Below are 21,215 nucleotides of genomic sequence, written 5' to 3'. Positions count from 1 at the left end.
TTACTGTTGCCTGAGACTTGGCTGCGGACCGGGAGGAGATTGAGGCGTGCGAAACGCCGGACCGATCGAATCACCGACCGACCCGTTCGCCTCGGTGCCGATGCCCACGTCGGGTGTCTCCAAGAAGCCGCGGATCGAAGGATTACCTCCGGGCGTGTCCCGTGACATCTTCGGCCCGCAGGACCAGCAGGAGCCCCGGCCGGCCCCAGGACCGAGCGCGCCCGGCGGTCAGACCGGCGGCGCGCTGCCACCGAAGGCGCCGCCCGCGCAGCCGTGGCCCATGAAGGACAAGGACCCCGCCGGGCCCGCCCCCGTGTTCGGGGGGAGCGGCGACCGGCCGCCCGCCTTCGAGCCGGAGCCCGTCCGCCGGCGCCGCCTGCTGCCCGGGGTGCTGGTGCTGGTGCTCGTCCTGGCCACGCTGGCGTACGTGGTGCCGGCCGTGATGATGTCGGGGGCCGTGCTGCGCGGCACCCGGGTGGGCGGCGTGGAGATCGGCGGCCTGACCGTCACCCAGGCGGCCGACAAGCTGCGCACCGAGCTGGGGCCCAGGCTCAGCCGGCCGGTCACGGTGAACATCAACGGCAAGAAGGACACCGTCCAGCCCGACGAGGCCGGTCTCGAACTCGACGTGGTCGGCACCATCGGGCAGGCCCCCAGCGGCTTCCCCGGCCCGGTCGAGGTCTGGCGCGGCCTGACCGGCACGACCGACGTCCCGCCGAAGATCACCATCGACTCCTCCCAGCTCACCAGGACCGTCGAGGGCCTGGCCGAAGGCGTGGACAAGCAGGCCCGCGAGGGCAGGGTGACGTTCTCGGGGCTGGAGCCCAAGGCCCGCATGCCCGAGGACGGCGTGCTCCTCGACCGCGACGACGCCGTGCGCCGGATCGGCGAGGCGTTCCTGCGCGGCGGCGGCGCCGTGGTGCTCTCCATGCGCCCGGCCAAGCCCGCCACCTCCACCGAGAGCGTCGAGTCGGCCCTGGCCGCGGCCAGGAAGGCCGTCTCCGCGCCCGTCACGCTGACCCTCGCCGGCAAGCAGGCCCAGCTCACCCCGGCCGTGATCGCCGCCCACCTGACCTACGTGCCGGACGGCGACGGCGCGCTCGTCCCCGAGTTCGACGCGGAGGCCGCGCTCGCGCCGGTGGAGAACAGCCTCGTGGACGCCGCCCAGCAGCCGCGCGACGCGACGTACCAGATCGTCGGCGACAAGCCGGTGCTGGTGCCCGCGCGCAAGGGCCGGGGCGTGAACGCCAAGCTGCTGGCCCGCGACGTCGAGAAGCTGCTCGCCTCCGCGGGCCCGCGGACCGTGGAGGTCAAGCTGGGCGTGGTCACCCCGGAGGTCACCACGAGCCAGATCCGCGGCCTCGGCATCAAGGAGAACGTCGGCAGCTTCAGCACGTCCTTCGACTGCTGCCCGCCGCGCGTCACCAACATCCGCCGCATGGCCCAGGAACTGGACGGCAGGCTGGTCAAGCCGGGCGAGACGCTCTCGCTCAACGAGGCGACCGGCGAGCGCACGGTCGAGGACGGCTACGTCCGGGCCGGCCAGATCGTCGGCGGCCGGATGGTCGACATCGTCGGCGGCGGCGTCTCCCAGGTCGCCACCACCATGTACAACGCGGCCTTCCTCGGCGGCTTCGACCTGGTCGAGCACGAGCCCATGGACTACTACGCGCCCTCCTACCCGGCCGGGCGCGACGTGGCGCTGCTCTACCCCGACCGCGACCTCAAGTGGCGCAACGACTCCGAGTACGGCGTGCTGATCAAGACCGCCACCACCGCCACGACGGTCAGCGTCACCCTGTGGAGCACCAAGCGGTACGACAAGGTCGAGGCGGTCGAGTCCGAGCGGCGCGACTTCAAGCCGTTCGGCCGGGCGACCAGCAGCGAGCCGGGCTGCGTGCCCGCCGCCGGCCAGCAGGGCTTCACGATCGACGTCACCCGCGTGTTCCACAAGGACGGCGAGATCGTGAAGAAGGACAAGAAGCTGGTCACCAAGTACCGGCCGCAGACCGCGCTCACCTGCGGCACGGCCGGCTAGGACGTGGCGACCGCCAGGATCCGGTCGTCGCCCGGACGCGGTGAGCCGCGGCCGTCCTTGTTGCTGGTGCTCACCCACAGGCCGCCGCCGGGCGCCGCGGTGACCGCGCGCAGCCTGCCGTAGCGGCCGGTGTAGTGGGCCACGGGCGCGCCCGGCGAGCCGTCCCGGGCCAGCGGCACCTGCCACAGCCGCTGGCCGCGCAGCGTGCCCACCCACAGCGCGCCGTCCGCGTACGCCATGCCGGACGGCGACGCCTCGCCGGTGGACCAGGTGACGATGGGGTTGACGAACCGGGCGTCCTTCCCCTTGCCCTCGACCACCGGCCAGCCGTAGTTGGCGCCCGGCCGGACCAGGTTGATCTCGTCGTAGGTGTTGGCGCCGAACTCGGAGGCGTACAGGCGGCCCGCGGTGTCCCAGGCCAGGCCCTGGACGTTGCGGTGGCCGTAGCTGTAGACGAGCGTGCCGAACGGGTTGCCGGGGGCGGGGGCGCCGTCCACGGTCATGCGCAGGATCTTGCCGCCGAGCGAGTCGCGCCGCTGGGCCAGGCCGCGGTCGCCGGTCTCGCCGGTGGTGGCGTACAGGTAGCCGTCGGGGCCGAAGGCGAGCCGGCCGCCGTTGTGGATGCCGCCCTTGGGGATGCCCTGGACGAGGAGCCGCTCGTCGCCGAGGCCGTCGTCGCCGAGCCGGTAGCGGACGATCCGGTTGTCCCGCTCGGCGGTGTAGTAGAGGAAGACCTGCCGGTCCTTGACCGCCACGCCCAGCAGGCCGCCCTCGCCGCCGGGCCGCGCGTCGCCGATCCGGGCGACCTCGGTGACCTTGCCCGTGGGGGTGACGCGCAGCAGCCTGGCCGTGTCCCGCTCGGTGACCAGGGCGTCCCCGCCGGGCAGGAACGCGATCGCCCACGGCACGGCCAGACCGGTCGCCACGTCCTTGGGAGCGCGGGGCGCCCTGGCCGTCGGAGCCTTGGCCGTCGGGGCCCCGGTCGTGGGGGTGGAGGCCGTCGGGGAGGTCGTGGGGGTGGAGGCCGCCGGGTCCGCGGCCGTCGGCGCCTCGCCGCCGGGCGAGCAGGCGGCGAGCGCGGCCAGGAGCACGATCGTCCAGAGCTTCCTCATGTGTTCCATACTTCCCCGCGGGTCGTAAGGTTCTCGGCATGAAGATCTGGGTTCCGTCCGAAGCGGCGGCGGATGTCCTGTCTGACATTCCAGGCGTCGAATGCGCTGTCTACGATGGTTCGGCCATGCCGGACGGCATCGAGGACGTCGAGGTCTGGATCCCGCCGCTGGTCGTGGTGCCCGACGTGCCGGGGACGCTGGCGCGGATGCGCTCGCTGCGGCTGGTGCAGACCGTCACCGCGGGGGTGGAGCCGTACCGGCCGCACCTGCCCGAAGGGGTGGTGCTGTGCAACGCCCGCGGCGTGCACGACGCCGGCACCGCCGAGTGGGCGGTCGGCGCGATGATCGCGGTGCTCCGGGAGTTCCCCGGGTTCACCGACGCCCAGCGCCGCGGCGAGTGGACGTACCACCACACCGGCGTGCTGGCCGACTCCACCGTGCTCATCGTCGGCCACGGGTCCATCGGCGCGGCGGTCGAGCGGCGGCTGAGCGGCTTCGAGGTCGAGGTCGTCCGGGTGGCCAGGAGCGCGCGCGAGGGCGTGCACGCGATGGAGGAACTGCCCGCGCTGCTGCCGTCGGCCGACGTCGTGGTCCTGCTCGTGCCCGCCACGCCCGACACCGCCGGCATGGTGGACGCCGCCTTCCTGGCCCGGATGAAGGACGGCGCCGTCCTGGTCAACGCGGCCAGGGGCGGCGTGGTCGACACCGAAGCCCTGATCGCCGAGCTCAAAACCGGTAGGCTACGCGCCGCGCTCGACGTCACCGCGCCCGAGCCGCTGCCGGAGGGCCACCCCCTTTGGAGCGCTCCGGGCGTGCTGATCACGCCGCACATCGCGGGCAGCACCCCCGCCTCCGTGCGGCGCACGCTCCGGCTGATCCGCGCGCAGCTCGGGCGTTACCTCGCAGGTGAAGAGTTGATGAACGTCATTACCGACTCGTATTGAGAGGATCCCGGAACGTGGCTGGTCCGTGACCTTTCGTGCGTACCGTGGCGTCTGCAGGGAGTTCCTGACTCGCTGTCAAGGAACTCTTGGCGGAAATTGGTCTGTGTGGTTATCAGATCGGTGACGACATCGGCGTTGTCACCACCCGCGCATCCGTGACCGCACACACTGGCGATGTGAGCGCCGGGCTTCGGCGGTCACTGGTGCAGGGTTCAAGACAGGATGGGCAACGACTGTGATCCGCTGGCGTGATCCACGGGCGCCGCTGGCCGCCGCAGGGGCGGCCGGAGTGGTGGCGTTCGCCGCCGCGCTCCTCGCGGGCGGGCCGGCCGTGCTGACCGGTGCCGTGGCGGGCGGCGTGGCGGCCCTGGTCGCCGCCGCCTCGCTGCTGGTCGCCTCGGTCAGGTCGGCCGAACACCGCTCGATGGCGATGGCCGCGCGCTGGATGGGCGGCGGCGCCGTCGTGTGGCTCGCCGGCGTGGCGCTCCGCGCGGTCGCCACCAGCTTCGTCGTCAGCTTCGCCGACCTGTTCGTCCTGCTCGGCATCGTGATCATCGCGGGCGGCGCGCTGATCGCCGCCGACCGCAGGTTCCCGGCCAAGGTCGTGTTACGGCATCTCACGGACGCCTACCTGTGCGCGGCCTCGCTCTTCCTCATCGGCTGGGTGGTGGCGCTGCGCCACTACTACGAGGACGCGGGCGACGCGCCCACGTTCACCTTCGCCATGGTGCCGCCGATGATCGCGTTGCTCGTCACCTGCGGGGTGATCCCCTCGGTGCTCACCAGCCGGGCCGGCTCCTGGCTGCTCGGCCTGGCCGGGGTGGGCGTGCTGGCCACCATGACCGTGGGCGGCCTGTCGGCCGCCATGGCACGCCTGGCCGGCGACGCGCCGCCCATGTGGACCGTCATGCTCGTGCCCGTCGCGCTGCTGCTGCTGGCCGCCGTGCCCTGGGGGCCGCGGGCCCGGCCGGTCGGCGGTCCCGTCGTGCGCAACGTGGTCGCGATGATGCCGCTCGCGCTCGTCGCCGTGGCCGCCTGCACGCTGCTCGCCCACCTGGCCGGATCCCGGGCCGCGCAGCCGGTGACCGGCGTCGTGGTGGTCGCGGTCTCGGTGGTGCTGCTCCTGCTCGTACGCCTGTTCGTGCTCTCGGCGGCGTCCATCCGGCTGCGCGGCCTGGTCTCGCTGGGCGAGCGGCAGCTCAGGGAGCTGGCCGAGAGCACCGGCGACGTGGTGCTGCTGTGCGACTACGAGGGCGTCGTCCACGAGATCGGCGCCGGCGTCGAGGTCACGTACGGCTACCCGCCCGAGGACCTGGTCGGCGGCTCGATCTTCGACTACATCCACCCCGAGGACGTCCCGGGCATCCAGGCCGCGATGCGCGCCATGACCACCGACGAGGAGGGCGCCGCGCCGGGCGCCTGCATGATCGCCTGCCGGGTACGCGCCGCCGACGGCACCTGGCGGCCCACCGAGTCCGTCGCCACCCGCCACATCGGCGGCGACGACCTCATGCTCGTCACCACCCGCGACGTCAGCGACGAGGAGGCCCTGCGCAACCAGGTCGCCCACCTCACCTTCCACGACGGCGTCACCGGGCTGCCCAACCGCGCCTACTTCGAGGAGCGCACCCGCGAGGTGCTGTCCGGCCGCACGTCCGGCAACGTCGCGGTGATCTTCCTCGACCTCGACGGGTTCACCTCGGTCAACGACTCGGTGGGGCACGCCAGCGGCGACTACCTGCTCGGCCAGGCCGCCCGCCGGCTGCGCGGGGCCGTACGCGCCGACGACACGCTGGCCCGGTGGGGCGGCGACGAGTTCGCCGTGCTCGTGGAGACCGGCGGCGACGCCCAGATGGCCGTGGACATGGCCGAGCGCCTGGTACGCGCGGTCTCCCAGGAGCCGTTCCGGGTCGCCGACCGCGACGTGGCGCTGACCGCGAGCGTGGGCGTGGCCTTCACCGAGGACGGCCTGCCCGCCGGCGACCTCATGCGCAACGCCGATGTGGCGATGGCGCGTTCCAAGGAGCTGGGCGGGCGGCGGGTCGAGGTGTTCGCCGCGCAGATGCACGCCGACGTGGTGCGCCGCCTGGAGCTGGCCGCCGACCTGCAGCGGGCGCTCATCGAGCAGCAGTTCGCCATCGAGTACCAGCCCGTGGTCGACCTGGCCACGTCCCGGGTGACCGCGGTCGAGGCGCTGGTGCGGTGGTGGCGCGGCTCGGTGTTCGTGCCGCCCGAGCAGTTCCTCGGCCCGGCCGAGGACACCGGGCTGATCGTGCCGCTGAGCGAGTGGATCCTGCGCGAGGCGTGCCGCGAGGTGGCGTCCTGGCGGGCCTCGTCCTGGGACATCGGGCTGTCGCTCAACCTGTCGGCCCGGCAGATCACCGCGCCGCGCTTCGTCGAGACCGTCGAGCAGGCGCTGGCCGAGAGCGGCCTGCCCGCCTCCGCGCTCACCCTTGAGGTGATCGAGGAGATGCTCGTCGAGGACGCCGAGGAGACCATCAGGCGGCTGTCGGAGCTGCGCGCGCTGGGCGTGCGGCTGGCGATCGACGACTTCGGCACCGGCTACGCCTCGCTGGCCTTCCTCAGGCAGCTCCCGGTCGACATGATCAAGATCGACCCCTCGTTCGTGTCCGGGCTCGGCAGGGACGACACGCTGACCCTGCTCACCCGGACGATCGTGCGGCTCGGCCACGACCTCGGGCTCACCGTGGTGGCCGAGGGCATCGAACGGCCCGAGCAGCTGGAGCTGCTGCGCGAGATGGGCTGCACCAGGGGTCAGGGATTCCTGGTGGCGCGTCCCATGGCGGCCCGCGGCGTGGACAGTCTCATGCGCACGAGTCTCACCGTGTGAGACTCGCGTCCCGCCAAGTTGACATCGGGGCGTTCTGAGCGGCTATGGTGTAAGGCATGCTTCGCAGTGAGATTCTCGTAGTACTTCGCCGGCGCGCAGGCCGATAGCGAAGCACTCCGACCTGCGCGCCGCCCCAGTCCCACCCTCGCCGGTGGGAAGGGGCATTTTTTATGTCCTTAAGTGAGTAGCCACGCAAGGAACGAGCCGATGACCGAACGGATGACAGGTGCACAGGCCCTGGTCAGGGCGCTGGAGCACGTGGGAGTCGACACCGTGTTCGGGATCCCGGGCGGCGCGATTCTGCCCGCCTACGATCCCCTCTACGACTCGACCAAGGTCCGGCACGTGCTTGTACGGCACGAGCAGGGCGCCGGCCACGCGGCCGAGGGTTACGCGCAGGCCACCGGCAAGGTCGGGGTCTGCATGGCGACCAGCGGCCCCGGGGCCACCAACCTGGTGACGCCGATCGCCGACGCCTTCATGGACTCGGTGCCGATCGTGGCGATCACCGGCCAGGTCGCCGCGCCGATGATCGGCACGGACGCGTTCCAGGAAGCCGACATCTCCGGCATCACCATGCCGATCACGAAGCACAACTTCCTGATCACCGATCCCGCGGACATCCCGCGCACGATCATGGAGGCCTTCCACATCGCCTCGACCGGCCGTCCGGGGCCGGTGCTGGTGGACATCTCCAAGGACGCGTTGCAGGCCCAGACCACCTTCAGCTGGCCGCCTGTCATGCAGCTGCCGGGCTACCGCCCGGTCACCAGGCCGCACTCCAAGCAGATCCGCGAGGCGGCCAAGCTGATCGCCGAGTCCCAGCGGCCGGTTCTGTACGTCGGCGGCGGCGTGCACAAGGCCGGCGCGTCGGCCGAGCTGCTGCAGCTCGCCGAGCTGACCGGCATCCCGGTCGTCACCACCCTGATGGCCCGTGGCACGTTCCCGGACAGCCACCCCCAGCACATGGGCATGCCGGGCATGCACGGTAGCGTCTCGGCCGTGGGCGCGCTGCAGAGATCCGACCTGATCATCGGGCTGGGCGTGCGCTTCGACGACCGGGTCACCGGCAACCTGGCCTCGTTCGCGCCGCAGGCCAAGGTCGTGCACGCCGACATCGACCCCGCCGAGATCTCCAAGAACCGGCACGCCGACGTGCCCATCGTGGGCGACTGCAAGGAGGTCATCAGCGACCTCGTCGGCGCGATCCAGGCCTCCGGCCAGAAGGGTGACTACACCGACTGGTGGACCGTCCTGAACGGCTACAAGGAGACCTACCCGCTGGGCTACGAGACCTTCGAGGACGGCACGCTGGCCCCCCAGTACGTGATGGAGCGGCTGAGCGCCATCGCCGGGCCCGACGCCTACTACGTGTCCGGGGTCGGCCAGCACCAGATGTGGGCCGCGCAGTTCATCGACTACGAGAACCCCGGGACGTTCATCAACTCCGGCGGCCTCGGCACGATGGGCTTCGCCGTCCCGGCCGCCATGGGCGCGAAGATGGGCCGGCCGGAGGCCACGGTGTGGGCCATCGACGGCGACGGCTGCTTCCAGATGACCAACCAGGAGCTGGCCACCTGCGCCCTGGAGGGCGTGCCGGTCAAGATCGCCGTCATCAACAACGGCAACCTCGGCATGGTCCGCCAGTGGCAGACGCTCTTCTACGAGGAGCGGTACTCCAACACCAACCTGCAGACCGCGCGTCGCATCCCCGACTTCGTCAAGCTGGCGGAGGCCTATGGTTGTGTGGGCCTGAGGTGCGAGCGCGCCGAGGACGTCGACGCGACCATCAGGAAGGCCATGGAGATCAACGACGTGCCGGTCGTGATCGACTTCGTCGTCCACCAGGACGCCATGGTCTGGCCCATGGTCGCGGCCGGCACCAGCAACGACGACATCAAGATCGCCCGTGACATGGCGCCGAAGTGGGAGAACGAGGATGAGTAGGAGCGAACCCGACGCACTGAGTGCAGCGGTCGCGACGAAGGAGCGCCCGCGGAGCGAAGGAGGAGCGGTGAGCGACCAATGAGCAGGCACACGCTGTCCGTGCTCGTCGAGAACAAGCCGGGTGTTCTCGCTCGGGTCTCCGCGCTGTTCAGCAGGCGGGGGTTCAACATCGACTCGCTCGCCGTCGGGCCCACCGAGCATGACGACATCTCGCGCATCACGATCGTGGTGAGCGTGGAGGAGCTGCCTCTTGAGCAGGTCACCAAGCAGCTCAACAAGCTGGTCAACGTCCTGAAGATCGTCGAACTGGACCCGTCACAGTCGGTCCAGCGCGAACTCATGCTGATCAAGGTCAAGGCGGACGCCGAGAACCGGTCGCACGTCCTCGAACTCGTCAACCTCTTCCGTGCCCGCTGCGTGGACGTCGCGGCCGACGCGGTGACCATCGAGGTCACCGGCACTCCCGACAAGCTTGAGGCCTTCGTCAAGGTCCTTGAGCCGTTCGGGATCAAAGAACTCGTCCAGTCGGGCATGGTGGCCATCGGCCGCGGCGCCCGTTCCATCACAGACCGGTCCCTCAGGGCACTGGACCGTACCGCCTGAAAGGTTTTATTCAAGTGACCGAGATCTACTACGACGACCAGGCCGACCTGTCGATCATCCAGGGGCGTCACGTGGCCGTGCTGGGGTACGGCAGCCAGGGCCACGCCCACGCGCTCTCCCTGCGTGACTCCGGCGTCGACGTGCGCGTCGGCCTTCCCGAGGGCTCCAAGAGCCGCGAGAAGGCGGAGAACGACGGGCTGCGGGTCGTCACCCCGGCCGAGGCGGTGGAGGAGGCCAACCTCACCATGATCCTCGCGCCGGACCACATCCAGCGCCACCTGTACGCCGAGCACGTCGCCCCCAACCTCGTCGAGGGCGACGCGCTCTTCTTCGGCCACGGCCTCAACATCCGCTACGGCCTCATCGAGGCGCCCGAGGGCGTCGACGTCTGCATGGTCGCCCCGAAGGGCCCGGGCCACCTGGTCCGCCGCCAGTTCGAGGCCGGCCGCGGCGTCCCGTGTCTCGTCGCGGTCGAGAAGGACGCCTCCGGCAAGGCCCTCGACCTGGCGCTGTCGTACGCCAAGGGCATCGGCGGCACCCGCGCCGGCGCGCTGCGCACCACCTTCACCGAGGAGACCGAGACCGACCTGTTCGGCGAGCAGGCCGTGCTGTGCGGCGGCGTCTCCGAGCTGATCAAGGCGGGCTTCGAGACCCTCATCGAGGCCGGCTACCAGCCCGAGGTCGCCTACTTCGAGTGCCTCCACGAGATGAAGCTCATCGTCGACCTCATGTACGAGGGCGGCATCTCCAAGATGTACTGGTCGGTCTCCGACACCGCCGAGTACGGCGGCTACACCCGCGGCCCGCGCGTCATCACCGACGAGACCCGTCAGGAGATGCGCCGCATCCTCGGCGAGATCCAGGACGGCACCTTCGCCCGGCAGCTCGTCGAGGAGTTCGACGGCGGCCAGAAGGAGTTCACGCGTCACCGCGAGGAGCTGGCCGAGAACCCGATCGAGAAGACGGGCGCGAAGCTGCGTCCGATGATGAGCTGGCTGAAGGGCTGACCTTCCGCCGTACGTCGCCCGCCCGCTGCACGGTCAGCGGGCGGGCGATGCTTTTCGCCCGTTTTCCGGGGTTCTCCGGCAAGGCGATGGCATGATGCCGGGATGCCTTTCGATCACAATGATCACTACCACCGGGCGATGGCGCGGCTCGTGCCCGAAGGGGCCCGGACGGCGCTCGACGTCGGCTGCGGCACCGGGCGGTTCGCGCGGCGGCTGGCGGGGCTCGGGATCGAGGTCGACGCGGTCGACCCGGCGCCCGAGGTGATCGAGGCCGCCTCGTCGGCGCCGGTGAGCGGGGTGCGGTTCCTGTGCGCCGACGTCACGCGCATGGAGCTGCCCGCGGGGCGCTACGACTACATCTCCTGCCTGGCCAGCCTGCACCACATGCCGTTCGGGACCGTGGCCGCCTTCCGGGACGCGCTGGCGCCCGGCGGGGTGCTGGCCGTCCTCGGGTGCTACGCGGAGCGGACGGCCGCCGACTTCGCGTGGAGCCTGGCCGCCATACCGGTGAACGCGGCGGCCCGGGTGGCGGTGGCGGCGGGGGAGCGCATGGGCGGGACGCGTGCCGGGTCCGTGCCCGCGCCGGTGCGGCCGCCGGACATGTCCTTCGAGGAGGTACGGCGGGAAGCGGCGTCCCTGTTGCCCGGCTTCTCCCTGCGCAGGCTGCTCTTCTGGCGCTACCTCCTGACCTACCGCAAACCCGCCGGCCCGAGGCTTCCGGGCTGACCTGTCGCGAGGCGTGGCGGCGCTCACCTGCCGTAAGGCGCCCGCCGTCCCGCTACAGGGCTGGCCGGCCGCGGGGGCGCGGTCCTGTGCGGTGGGTCGCGGTGAGGGCCCAGGCGGCGGTGGCCGCCGCGACCGTGGCCGGGGCGATGAACGGCGTGACGGCGGCGTGCACGCGCAGCGCCGAGGCCGCGACGACGGCGCCCGAGACCACGCAGAGCACCACACCCAGCGGGCGCAGCACCCCCGAGCGCGGGCCGACCGCCCGGCCCGCCAGGCTGGTCAGCGTGCCCGTGACGTAGGTCGTGGACAGCCCGGGGCCGCCCGCCCAGCGCGTGACCGCGCTCTGCAGGCCCATCGCCGTTCCCGAGGCGGCGATCAGCGCCGGGTGCGGCAGCACGCGCGCCGCCCAGCCGGCCGCCACCACCAGCAGCAGCGCCAGCTCCGCGACCAGCACCACCAGCGGCCGCACGGGCACCCCGATCGGCACCCCCGCCGGCCCTCCCACCGGCCCTCCCGCCGGCCCCTCCGCGGGCTCCCGCTCCCGCGGGGGAGCGCGTCCCGCGGGGGTGGTGCCGCCCAGCAGGGTGAAGCCGATCGCCAGACCCAGGCAGAACGCGGCCAGGGCGATTCCCGAGCGGATGACGTGCGAGGCGTCGCCGGTGCCGAGCGCCAGGCCGAGCAGGACGATGTTGCCGGTCATGTTCGCGGTGAACACCTGTCCGAGCGCGAGAAAGCTCAGCGCGTCGACGGCCCCCGCCGCGAGCGCCAGAGCAAGCATGGAGAACCGTCCGAAACGCATACTCTGAGCACTATAACGATTACTCTGGGTGATTGGTCAACGGGGTGGCGGCGCAGCTGCGAGCTCGCGGGAAGCGTGATAATAATACCGGTATAGTTATCGCGCCGAGGGCTGGGAGGCCACTGTGATCACGCTCAAGACCGCCGGGGAGATCGACGCCATGCGGGAGGCGGGCCGCGTCGTGGCCAACGTGCACGCCGCCGTCAAGGAGCGGGCCGCCGTGGGGGTGTCGCTGCTGCAGCTCGACGAGGTGGCCCGCGAGGTCATGCATGAGGCCGGGGCGCGGTCGTCGTTCCTCGGCTACCACCCGTCGTTCGGGGCCATGCCGTACCCGGGGGTGGTGTGCACGTCCGTGAACGGGGTCATGCTGCACGGGTTGCCCACGCCGTACCGGCTGCGCGAGGGCGACGTGCTGAGCGTGGACTTCGGCGCGCACATCGACGGCTGGCACGCCGACGGCGCGGTCACCTTCACCGTCGGGCCCGGCCGCGCCGAGGACCTCAAGCTCATCCGGGTGGCCGAGGAGACGCTGGCGGCGGGCATCGCGGCCGCCGTGCCGGGCGGCCGGATGGGCGACATCGGGCACGCGATGTCGCTGGTCGGCCGGGGCGCCGGCTACGGCATGCAGAACGACTTCGGCGGCCACGGCATCGGCCGGGCCATGCACGAGTCGCCGTTCGTGCCCAACGAGGCCCGCCCCGGTCGTGGCCTGCGGCTGCGCCCCGGACTGGTGATCGCCATCGAGCCGAGCCTGATGGCGGGCGGCGACGACGAGTACGTCATGGCCGAGGACGGGTGGTCGGTGTGCTCCGGCGACGGCAGCAGGAGTGCCCACGTCGAGCACACGGTGGCCATCACCGCTGACGGCCCGGTGGTTCTCACCGTCCCCTGACGCCTCCTGTCAGCGCGCGGTAACAGCCGGGCCGGATATTCCTCTGGCGCGTACACCGATCGGTCAAGAAGGGCGAGCTGGGTCACCCCTTCCCCCAAGCCGCGTATTTGCGCTGGTAAAGACAGAAATAGCGGCGTTTGTTGAAAGAGGGCCTAGGGCAAATCTCCTCCCGATAGCTACGGAGAGTAGTCGATAGGTATCAAGGAGAATCGATATGTTCAGACAAGGGCTCATCCTGGCCGGGCTCGTCGGCGGGATGGTCATGGTCGGCGGCTCCGCTCTAGCGGCGACCCCTCACATGGCCTTCGTCCCTCACTCCGACGAGGACCCGGGCCGGGTTCTCTTCGTCTGCGGTGACGAGAACATCTTCGCCCGTGGCGAGGTCGACAACAGCACCAGCGGCGTGCTCGTCCTCGAGACCGGCGACATCCTGAGCCAGATCCTCGGGATCAAGAGCAAAGACACGAAGTGCGCCGTCAGCTGAAGTAATTCCTCAGCGGCTGAACTGCGTGACTAAGGGGCCTGCCCACCGGGGCAGGCCCCTTTGTCATGCCCTTGTTCGGGTCCCCGAAAGCCGAAGGTTCGGGTTGTCCTCAGCGGAGGGGGGGCGGGCCCGGCCGCGGTCCGGTGTGCGGGGGGACGTGCGGCGCGGGCCCGCCGGGAGGGGAGCGTGCCGGGCGTGTGGTGGGACGACCGGCTTGGGGGTGGGGGCCGGCGACGGCCCGGCGCTCCCGGGGTCAGGGGTTCGCCACGGCGTTGAATCCGCATTCTGGCGCGCCCATGTCGGCTATGTAGTGAAAATGTGGACTATATCTGGAGCTCCAGGTGATCAGATCGTGATGACCATCCTGTCGAGCCGGGTCACCCGCGGCGGCCCACGGGCTTCCGGAGGCCGCCGCGGGGGTTCACCGGTTCGTCAGCACTGGGCCGGCTTCAGCCACGAGCACTCCAGGTCGCCCGCCGGGCCCTGGTCGGCGGCCTTGAGCTGGGCGGTGACGTCGGTCGCCGTCGCCCGCGAAAACTGGGCGAGCCGTACGGCGATCTTGTCCTCGATGTCCTTCGGCGAGCCGGACAGGTACTGGTTCAGCATGATCGAGAAGACCAGCGGCTCGCCCTCGGCGCTGGTGACGTAGCCGGACAGCGAGGTCACGCCGGTCAGCGAGCCCGTCTTGGCGTGCACGTTGTTCGCCGCGGGGGTGTTCCGCATCCGGCTGCGCAGCGTGCCGCCGGTGAGACGGTCGGCGTTGCCGGCGATCGGCAGGGCCTCGTACCAGGTGCTGAACCACGGCTTGGCCCGCACGGCGGTCAGGAGCTGGACGATCGAGCCCGGCGAGAAGCCGTCGCGGCGCGACAGGCCCGAGCCGTCCCGCATGTTGATCACCTGGACGCCGTTGGCCTTCGCGAAGTCCGTGGCGACCTTCAGCCCGGCGGACCAGCTGCCCTGGTTGGCGGCCTTGCGGCCCATGGCCTTGGTGAGGATCTCGGCGTGCATGTTGTTGCTCAGCTTCAGGAACGGCACCAGCAGCTCGCTCAGGGGCATCGAGTCGTGCCTGGCCAGCTCGGCCGCCCCGGCGGGGGCCGCGCCCGTCGCCGTCGGGCCGAGCACGCGTACGCCGTGCGCGGCCAGCGCCTTGCGGAACAGCGAGGACACGTAGGCCGTGGGGTCGTCCACCGCCACCCACTCCTGGTACGGGTCGGCGACCGTGCCGGTGATCACCACCGTCCGCGTGCCGTGCTGCCGCTCGATGAGGACGTCGGTCTCGGCGCCCACGGTGGCCTTGTTGACGATCTTCAGGTAGTCGGTCGCCGGGGTCGTCGAGACCTTGACCTGGCCGCCGTCCGCCTCGACCGAGACGATCACCGAGCCGGCGTCGTAGTCGCGGTCGGGGGAGGCGGTCAGCGCGGAGATCGGCGCCGCGTAGTAGGCGGTCTCGTCGTCCCAGGCCCAGTCGGTGCCGAGCCGCTGGCCGTCGAACCAGGTGTCGTCGGCGATCAGCTTGCCGGTGACGACCTTGACGCCGGCCGCCGCGACCTTGGCCGCCAGCGCGTCGTAGTCCTCGGCGAGCATGGTCGGGTCGCCGGTGCCGCGCAGCACGAGGTCGCCGGTGAGCACCGAGCCGACCTTGCGGCCGGCGTTCAGCACGGTGGTCGGGAAGCGGTAGTCCAGGCCGAGCGTCTCCACCGCCGCCGCCGAGGTGAACAGCTTGGTGTTGGACGCCGGGGTCAGCAGCTTGCCGGCGTCGGTGGCGTAGAGCTGCTCGCCGTTCGCGGCGCTCTTCACGACGACGCCCGCCCTGGCGATCGTGAGCCGGGAGTCGCCGAGGATCTGGTTGATGTCCTGGGTCAGGTCGGCCACGCCGGGCGAGGGGTCGAGGGCGACCGCCGGTGTGGAGGGGCCGGACGCCCACGCGAGTGCCGCGACGAGCGTGCCCGCGAGGAGGGAGGCTGAGGTGCGCCGCATGTGGTCTCCAAGGGACTGGGGGATCGCATGTGAGCATGAATCAGCGCAGTCGCCGTGTAATCCGCAAATATCCGTATTTCTGGAGCCAGCTCGGGGCGGGGCGGTGGGAGAAGGGCGTCAGGAGGAGGGGTGGCCTGAGGCGAGGAGGAAGCCGCAGTCGCCGAAGGAGATCTCGTCGCCCGACTTGACCCGGACGGGCCCCACCAGCCGCCACCCGTTGAGCCGGGTGCCGTTGAGCGAGCCGAGATCGATCAGCATCCAGCCGCCGTCGCCCTCCCGCCGCAGCTCGGCGTGCACGCGCGAGACCGTCAGGTCCGACAGGACGAGGTCGCAGGCCGACCCCCGGCCGACGACGTAACGCAGCCGGTCGTCGTCCGGCAGCGCCAGCCGCGGCAGCCGCGGCCGCCGCCAGGCCGCCTGCAGCCGGGTGGTGAGTTCCGACACCGACGAGACCGCGTCCGTCAGCCGCTGCCTGATCGTGGGCCGGCGCGGCAGGTCAGCGACCAGCTCGTCGAGCTCGTGCTGACTGCGTGCCCGCAGTGCCTGGTCGACCCGGCCGACGAAGGTGTCGTGGGAGATCCGGCCCTCCACGGCCCGGTGCTTGAGCTCGTCGATCGCGCGGTCGCGTTCCCCGTCGGAGGCGCGGAACGGCGGTTGGGTGGAGCTCATGTCCCGAGTATCGGCCTGAACGGCGTGCCGTGTCCAGAATACGCGGATCAGTTGCGAGGGCCATACTCAGTATGCATACTCAGTATCCATGTCGATCAGACACGGACTGCTCGCCCTGCTGAGCAGCACGCCGCGTTACGGCTATCAGCTCCGGGTGGAATTCGAGGCGTCGACGGGGGCGACCTGGCCGCTCAACATCGGCCAGGTCTACACGACGCTCGCCCGCCTGGAACGTGACGGCCTGGTGGCGCCGGGCGGAGCCGACGAGCAGGGCAGGGCCGTCTACACGATCACCGAGGCCGGTCGGGAGGAACTGGAGCGATGGTTCAGCACCCCCGTCGACCACTCCGACCGGCCTCGGGACGAACTCGCCATCAAGATCGCGATGGCCGTCGCCGCCACCGACGTGGACGTGGGCGCGGTCATCCTGGCCCAGCGAATGGCGACCATGCGCACGCTCCAGGACCTGACCAGGGCCAAGAGGGCCGCCGGTGACGGCCTCGCCCAGCGGCTCGTCCTGGAATCGATGATCTTCAAGGCCGAGGCCGAGCAGCGCTGGCTCGACCACTGCGAGGCCGTTGTGAAGGAGAAGAACCAATGACTGTGATGGAGCTGCGGGACGTGACCCGCGAGCACGGCCAGGTGCACGCCCTGCGCGGCGTGAGCCTGGAGGTGGCACAAGGGGAGCTCGTCGCGGTCATGGGCCCGTCGGGCTCGGGCAAGTCGACGCTGCTCAACCTGGCCGGCGGCCTCGACCGGCCCACGTCGGGCACGGTCCGGATCGAGGGCCGCGACCTGGCCGGGGTCCGCGACCTGGCCGCGCTGCGACGCGGCAGCGTCGGGTACGTCTTCCAGGACCTCAACCTGATCCCGTCCCTGACGGCCGCCGAGAACGTGATGCTGCCCAGGGAACTGGACGGCGTGCGCGCCGCCCAGGCCCGCCGGGAGGCGCTGGCCGTCCTGGCCGACGTGGGCGTCGACCAGATCGCCGACCGCTTTCCCGAGGAGCTGTCCGGCGGCCAGCGCCAGCGCGTGGCCATCGCCAGGGCGCTGGTCGGCGAGCGGCGGCTGCTGCTGGCCGACGAGCCGACCGGCGCGCTCGACACGGCCACCGGCGACGAGATCCTGCACCTGCTGCGCAACCGCTGCGACGAGGGCGCGGCGGTGCTGCTGGTCACCCACGAGCCGCGCTACGCGGCCTGGGCGGACCGGGTGGTCTACCTGCGGGACGGCCTGATCGCCGAGGCGTCGGCGGTGCGGATGGAGAGCTCGCGATGAGCGCCTTCCTGGCCGCCCTGCGCATCTCCCGCAGGGACGCGTGGCGCTTCAAGGGCCGCAGCGCCCTGATCATGGTGATGATCGGCCTGCCCGTCCTGGTGATCACGGCGGTGCTCACCGGCGCCGCCACGACCAGCCTCACCCCGAAGGAGCGGGCGGTCTCGCGCTTAGGGGCGGCCGACGCCAGCCTGCTCACCTTCCCGTACCGCACCCCGGTCCGGCAGGAGGACAGCGGCGACTCCGCGTACCAGCCGAAGAGCGGCACCTCACAGCGGCCGTGGACGCCCGCGGAGATCAACACGCTGCTCCCCGGCCGCCTGCTGCGCTACCAGACGAGCCAGGCCAACGTCCGGCTGCCCGACGGCTTCAACCAGGCGGACGTCGTGGAGGTCGATCTGCGCGACCCCATGACGGCCGGGATGCGCACCCTGCACCAGGGCCGGTACGCCGCCGCGCCCGGCGAGGTGACGATCTCGCCGAAGATGGCCGACCTGGGCGTCCGGGTGGGCGACACGCTCACCGTGCGGCGGCCGGACCGGACCGTGCAGGTGGTCGGCGTCGCCGAGAACCCCAACCGGCCCGGCAACCTGGAGCTGACCGCCCTGCCGGAGGGGCTGCTCAACCACCAGAACGACGGCAACAGCAGCGGCTGGCTGGTCGACACCGCCGGTCCGGTCATGCGGTCGAAGATGGCGCAGCTCAATGACGCGGGCCTCGGCGTCACCTCCCGCGCGGTGCTCGACGCCCGCGGGGACGACTCCCGAGGCAACGTGAACGACACGCGCGACCTGGCCCAGCTCGGCGTGGTGATCGTGTTCGTCGTCATGGAGACCGTGCTGCTGGCCGGGCCGGCGTTCGCCGTGGGGCTGCGGCGGCGGCGCAGGGAGCTGGCGGTGATCTCCGCACAGGGCGGCTCGCCCCGGCACCTGCGCCTGATCGTGCTGGCCGACGGCCTGGTGCTCGGCGGCGCGGCGGCCGTGCTCGGCGTCGTCCTGGGCATCGGCCCCGGCCTGCTCGTCGAGTCGGTCCTGGCCAGGGAACTGGACTGGTCGCACGGGCCGGCCGACGTGCCGTGGTTGCCGGTGCTCGGGGTGGCGGCGCTGGGCCTGGTCAGCGGGCTCATCGCGGCGATCGTGCCGGCGGTGCAGGCGAGCCGGCAGAACACCGCGCAGGTGCTGGCCGGCCGGGCCGCCGAGGTGCGGGGCCGCGCCCGGCGCCCCCTGCTCGGGATCGTGCTGGTGACGGCCGGGCTGGGCGCGATCGGATACGCCATGACCAGGGGCCAGGTGACGATGATCGCGGCCTTCGTGCCGTTCGTGTTCGGCATGGTGGCGTTGACGCCGTGGCTGGTCCAGGCCACCTCGCGGATCGCCGCCCGGCTGCCGCTGCCGCTGCGCCTGTCCGTGCGCGACGCCGCGCGCCACCGCGTCCGTACGGCCTCGGCCACCGCCGCGGTCATGGCGGCGACCATGGGGGCGGTCGCGATCGGCATCGGCAGCAGCAGCGCGTACACCCAGCAGGAGGAGCGGAACGTCACGGTGTTCCCGCTGGGCACCACGGTGATCGGCGGCGCCACGGCGTTGGACGGCCAGACGTGGGCCCGGCTGAAGGACGCCGTCCGCGCCCGCTTCCCCGGCACCGACATCGTCACCGGGCACGAGGTGACGGACGCCAAGGGGAGGGACCTCTGGCTGACCGTGCCGCGGACGTGCGAGCCGGCATGCGCCCAGCGGTTCTACGACCGCCCGCCGATCGGCGGCGCGGACCTGCTCGCCTTCCTCCAGAAGCGCCGGGACCCGCAGGCGGCCGCCGCGCTGGCGGCGGGCAAGGCCGTGGCGTTCAGCACGGACGTGGTGAGCGACGGCATGATCGAGCTGACCGTGAGCGACTTGGACTCCGACACCGTCAAGGAGCGCAAGCGGATCCGGATCCCTGCCGTGGTGTCGAGCGGCGCCGACCCCCGGCAGGCAGGCGCCGTGATCCCGCCGCAGGCGCTGGCCAAGGCCGGGCTCGGCACGGTCGAGCGGGTGCTCTACACCGCGTCCCCGCCGCAGGACGACCGGCGCATGGAGGCCGACCTGCAGGGTGAGGTGAACGGCAACGTGTACCTGTACGCCGACCGGGGGAGGGCGGCGGACCGCGCTCTCGTCCTCCTGGTGCTGCTCGGCGCGGCGCTGGTCCTGGTGCTCGGGGGCACGTTCGCGGCCACCGGGCTGGCGGCGGCCGACATGCGCCCCGACCTGAACAACCTGTCGGCGGTCGGCGCGGCGCCCCGGGTGCGCAGGCTGGTGGTGGCCGCCCAGGCCGCCTACATCGCGGGCCTGGGCGCGGCGGTCGGCCTCGTCGCCGGCGCGGTGGCCGGTGTCGCGCTGACCTGGCCGATGACCGGGACGGGCTCAGGCGGCATGAACGCGCTGCTGGAGGGGCCGGGCACGATCGACGTCCCCTGGTCGTTCCTGGCCGTGGTCGTGCTGGGCCTGCCGCTGGTCGCGGCCCTGGTGGCCGGGCTGTTCACCCGGACGCGCCTGGTGCTGGCCCGCCGGGTGGCCTGAGCCGGTAGCGCATCGTCACCAGCACGGACAGGAAGATGATCAGCGCCGGGACCGCGGTCTGCCCGATGAGGACCGCGGTCACGGCGCTGTCCGGCTGCCGGACGGGCGTGCTCGCGTCGGACTCGACGAACCCGCCGATCGACAGGATGACCCCGAAGATCAGCGCTCCGAACGAGCTGACGCCGCTCTCGATGGCCGTCCACAGCCCGGTCAGCACGCCGGCCCGCCGCTTGCCCGACTCGGCGGCGTCCGCGGCGACCACGTCGGCCAGCATCGAGAACAGCATGAGCTCGACCCCGGCGATGCCGATGCCGACGAGCAGGATGGTCAGGTGGGCGTACAGGGGGCCGAACAGCGGGGTCGCCATGGCCGCCGCCGTGCCGCCGCCGAACAGCAGCGCGGCCAGGATCATCGCGCCGCGCTTGTCGAAGCGCCGGGCCAGCCACACCCACAGCGGCATGGTCAGCAGCATCGGCCCGACCAGCGCGGCGAAGAGCGTCTGCGTGCTCTTCGGCGACCCCAGCGTGTACGACGCGAAGTACGGCGCCGCGGCCAGCATCATGCTGACGGCGAGCATCTGCAGGCAGGCCATGACGGTCAGCCACAGGAACGCCCGGTTGCCCCTGATCGCCGCCAGCTGCTCGCGCCACCCGCCGTGGTCGGCCTCCGGCGCGCCGGTCATGGGGGCGCGGGCGGTGCCGAAGAACGAGCCGAGCATCGAGGCCAGCAGGATGAGGGCGATCGTCAGGCCCATCAGCCGGTAGCTGCCGAGCGTGCCCTCCTCGCCCTGGCCGGTGGCGATCAACGGGGCCAGCACGCCGCTGATCGCGGTGGCCGCGCCGATGAAGACCATCCGCCACTGCAGCAGCGACGTGCGCTCGTGGTAGTCGTCGGTCATCTCGCCGGGCATGGCCTTGTACGGCACCTCGTACAGCGCGTACGCGGTCGCCGTCGCCATGAAGCACAGCCCGACGTACAGGGCGGCCGGGACCCCGGTCAGCGGCGGCCCGGCGAAGACGAGGAAGAACGCGACGGGCAGCGTCAGCGACCCGGCCAGCAGCCAGGGGCGGCGCGGCCCCATCCGCGAGACGGTCCGGTCCGACCAGCGGCCGACCAGCGGGTTGATGATCAGGTCCCAGACCTTGGGCGCGGTGACCACCACGCCGGCCAGCCACGCGGGCACGGCCAGGAAGTTGGTCATGTAGTACAGCAGGAGCAGGCCGGGCACGGCGCTGACCGTGGCCGTGCAGAAGGAGCCCACACCGTAGCCGAGGCGCACGCCCCTGGAGACCGTGGGCGCGCTCACCGGCGATGTGATCATGAGGCCCATTCAAGC

General features: G+C 71.7%; 17 protein-coding genes. 12 read left to right on the top strand and 5 right to left on the bottom strand.

Features of this window, described 5'->3' with window-relative positions; translation table 11 throughout:
* The first annotated feature begins 46 nt into the window (after nucleotides 1-46).
* Nucleotides 47-2,038: a VanW family protein gene (locus ABT158_RS09050; protein ID WP_352352218.1), complete on the top strand. Its 1,992-nt coding sequence runs from the start codon at nucleotides 47-49 to the stop codon at nucleotides 2,036-2,038.
* Here the strand turns inward: ABT158_RS09050 and ABT158_RS09045 are convergent.
* Nucleotides 2,035-3,159, bottom strand: coding sequence for a PQQ-dependent sugar dehydrogenase (locus ABT158_RS09045; protein WP_502911497.1), 1,125 nt, complete (start codon nucleotides 3,157-3,159; stop codon nucleotides 2,035-2,037). The genes ABT158_RS09050 and ABT158_RS09045 overlap by 4 nt on opposite strands.
* Before the next feature lie 116 nt (nucleotides 3,160-3,275).
* On the opposite strand from ABT158_RS09045, the gene ABT158_RS09040 reads away from it, so the two are divergent.
* From ABT158_RS09040 to ABT158_RS09015, 6 genes are all read left to right on the top strand, one after another.
* Nucleotides 3,276-4,094, top strand: coding sequence for a 2-hydroxyacid dehydrogenase (locus tag ABT158_RS09040; protein WP_352352216.1), 819 nt, complete (start codon nucleotides 3,276-3,278; stop codon nucleotides 4,092-4,094).
* 235 nt (nucleotides 4,095-4,329) lie between these two features.
* Entirely contained in the window at nucleotides 4,330-6,945 is a 2,616-nt protein-coding gene (locus ABT158_RS09035) for a putative bifunctional diguanylate cyclase/phosphodiesterase (RefSeq protein WP_352352215.1), read from the top strand.
* Between the two features lie 180 nt (nucleotides 6,946-7,125).
* On the top strand, nucleotides 7,126-8,892 hold the full coding sequence (locus tag ABT158_RS09030; protein ID WP_352352214.1) for an acetolactate synthase large subunit: 1,767 nt from the start codon (nucleotides 7,126-7,128) through the stop codon (nucleotides 8,890-8,892).
* A 78-nt stretch (nucleotides 8,893-8,970) separates the two neighbouring features.
* Nucleotides 8,971-9,495 (top strand): acetolactate synthase small subunit, encoded by a 525-nt coding sequence (gene ilvN, locus ABT158_RS09025; protein ID WP_352318972.1) that lies wholly within the window; start codon nucleotides 8,971-8,973, stop codon nucleotides 9,493-9,495.
* A 23-nt stretch (nucleotides 9,496-9,518) separates the two neighbouring features.
* Nucleotides 9,519-10,502 carry a ketol-acid reductoisomerase gene (gene ilvC, locus ABT158_RS09020; RefSeq protein ID WP_352319077.1) on the top strand — a complete coding sequence of 328 codons (984 nt, stop codon included), beginning with the start codon at nucleotides 9,519-9,521 and terminating at the stop codon, nucleotides 10,500-10,502.
* A 102-nt stretch (nucleotides 10,503-10,604) separates the two neighbouring features.
* Entirely contained in the window at nucleotides 10,605-11,228 is a 624-nt protein-coding gene (locus tag ABT158_RS09015) for a class I SAM-dependent methyltransferase (RefSeq protein WP_352352213.1), read from the top strand.
* Between the two features lie 52 nt (nucleotides 11,229-11,280).
* On the opposite strand, the gene ABT158_RS09010 is transcribed toward ABT158_RS09015, so the two are convergent.
* On the bottom strand, nucleotides 11,281-12,027 hold the full coding sequence (locus tag ABT158_RS09010; RefSeq protein ID WP_352352212.1) for a YoaK family protein: 747 nt from the start codon (nucleotides 12,025-12,027) through the stop codon (nucleotides 11,281-11,283).
* A 124-nt stretch (nucleotides 12,028-12,151) separates the two neighbouring features.
* Between ABT158_RS09010 and map the strand changes: the two genes are divergently transcribed.
* Complete coding sequence (map, locus tag ABT158_RS09005) at nucleotides 12,152-12,919, top strand: type I methionyl aminopeptidase (protein WP_352352211.1); 768 nt, start codon at nucleotides 12,152-12,154, stop codon at nucleotides 12,917-12,919.
* A gap of 214 nt (nucleotides 12,920-13,133) precedes the next feature.
* Nucleotides 13,134-13,403 (top strand): hypothetical protein, encoded by a 270-nt coding sequence (locus ABT158_RS09000; protein WP_352318980.1) that lies wholly within the window; start codon nucleotides 13,134-13,136, stop codon nucleotides 13,401-13,403.
* Between the two features lie 432 nt (nucleotides 13,404-13,835).
* On the opposite strand, the gene dacB is transcribed toward ABT158_RS09000, so the two are convergent.
* Entirely contained in the window at nucleotides 13,836-15,380 is a 1,545-nt protein-coding gene (gene dacB, locus ABT158_RS08995; protein ID WP_352352210.1) for a D-alanyl-D-alanine carboxypeptidase/D-alanyl-D-alanine endopeptidase, read from the bottom strand.
* Nucleotides 15,381-15,497: 117 nt separating this feature from the next.
* Entirely contained in the window at nucleotides 15,498-16,049 is a 552-nt protein-coding gene (locus ABT158_RS08990; RefSeq protein ID WP_352352209.1) for an FHA domain-containing protein, read from the bottom strand.
* An 88-nt stretch (nucleotides 16,050-16,137) separates the two neighbouring features.
* Between ABT158_RS08990 and ABT158_RS08985 the strand changes: the two genes are divergently transcribed.
* From ABT158_RS08985 to ABT158_RS08975, 3 genes are read left to right on the top strand one after another with little or no spacing between them, the layout of a single operon-like run.
* Entirely contained in the window at nucleotides 16,138-16,650 is a 513-nt protein-coding gene (locus tag ABT158_RS08985) for a PadR family transcriptional regulator (protein WP_352352208.1), read from the top strand.
* Nucleotides 16,647-17,327: an ABC transporter ATP-binding protein gene (locus ABT158_RS08980; protein ID WP_352352207.1), complete on the top strand. Its 681-nt coding sequence runs from the start codon at nucleotides 16,647-16,649 to the stop codon at nucleotides 17,325-17,327. The genes ABT158_RS08985 and ABT158_RS08980 overlap by 4 nt, the downstream gene beginning before the upstream one ends.
* The gene (locus ABT158_RS08975) at nucleotides 17,324-19,879 is read left to right on the top strand and encodes an ABC transporter permease (protein ID WP_352352206.1); all 2,556 of its coding nucleotides are present in this window, start codon (nucleotides 17,324-17,326) and stop codon (nucleotides 19,877-19,879) included. Before ABT158_RS08980 ends, ABT158_RS08975 begins: the two co-directional genes overlap by 4 nt.
* On the opposite strand, the gene ABT158_RS08970 is transcribed toward ABT158_RS08975, so the two are convergent.
* Nucleotides 19,839-21,200, bottom strand: coding sequence for an MFS transporter (locus ABT158_RS08970; protein ID WP_352352205.1), 1,362 nt, complete (start codon nucleotides 21,198-21,200; stop codon nucleotides 19,839-19,841). The genes ABT158_RS08975 and ABT158_RS08970 overlap by 41 nt on opposite strands.
* Nucleotides 21,201-21,215: the final 15 nt, after the last annotated feature.

The organism is Nonomuraea sp. NPDC001636 (genome assembly GCF_040298265.1).
Taxonomy (GTDB): domain Bacteria; phylum Actinomycetota; class Actinomycetes; order Streptosporangiales; family Streptosporangiaceae; genus Nonomuraea.
The sequence above is the reverse complement of the archived record's forward strand: the minus strand, read 5'-3'. Positions and strand labels throughout refer to the sequence as shown.

What these genes read in the sequence shown, in the direction of transcription:
- dacB (WP_352352210.1), bottom strand. Translation starts at nt 15,380, where the DNA reads ATGCGGCGCACCTCAGCCTCCCTCCTCGCGGGCACGCTCGTCGCGGCA.
- ABT158_RS09045 (WP_502911497.1), bottom strand. Translation starts at nt 3,159, where the DNA reads ATGGAACACATGAGGAAGCTCTGGACGATCGTGCTCCTGGCCGCGCTC.
- ABT158_RS08980 (WP_352352207.1), top strand. Translation starts at nt 16,647, where the DNA reads ATGACTGTGATGGAGCTGCGGGACGTGACCCGCGAGCACGGCCAGGTG.
- ABT158_RS08975 (WP_352352206.1), top strand. Translation starts at nt 17,324, where the DNA reads ATGAGCGCCTTCCTGGCCGCCCTGCGCATCTCCCGCAGGGACGCGTGG.
- ABT158_RS08985 (WP_352352208.1), top strand. Translation starts at nt 16,138, where the DNA reads ATGTCGATCAGACACGGACTGCTCGCCCTGCTGAGCAGCACGCCGCGT.
- ABT158_RS08990 (WP_352352209.1), bottom strand. Translation starts at nt 16,049, where the DNA reads ATGAGCTCCACCCAACCGCCGTTCCGCGCCTCCGACGGGGAACGCGAC.
- ABT158_RS08970 (WP_352352205.1), bottom strand. Translation starts at nt 21,200, where the DNA reads ATGATCACATCGCCGGTGAGCGCGCCCACGGTCTCCAGGGGCGTGCGC.
- ABT158_RS09010 (WP_352352212.1), bottom strand. Translation starts at nt 12,027, where the DNA reads ATGCGTTTCGGACGGTTCTCCATGCTTGCTCTGGCGCTCGCGGCGGGG.
- ABT158_RS09000 (WP_352318980.1), top strand. Translation starts at nt 13,134, where the DNA reads ATGTTCAGACAAGGGCTCATCCTGGCCGGGCTCGTCGGCGGGATGGTC.
- ABT158_RS09015 (WP_352352213.1), top strand. Translation starts at nt 10,605, where the DNA reads ATGCCTTTCGATCACAATGATCACTACCACCGGGCGATGGCGCGGCTC.
- ilvN (WP_352318972.1), top strand. Translation starts at nt 8,971, where the DNA reads ATGAGCAGGCACACGCTGTCCGTGCTCGTCGAGAACAAGCCGGGTGTT.
- ABT158_RS09040 (WP_352352216.1), top strand. Translation starts at nt 3,276, where the DNA reads ATGCCGGACGGCATCGAGGACGTCGAGGTCTGGATCCCGCCGCTGGTC.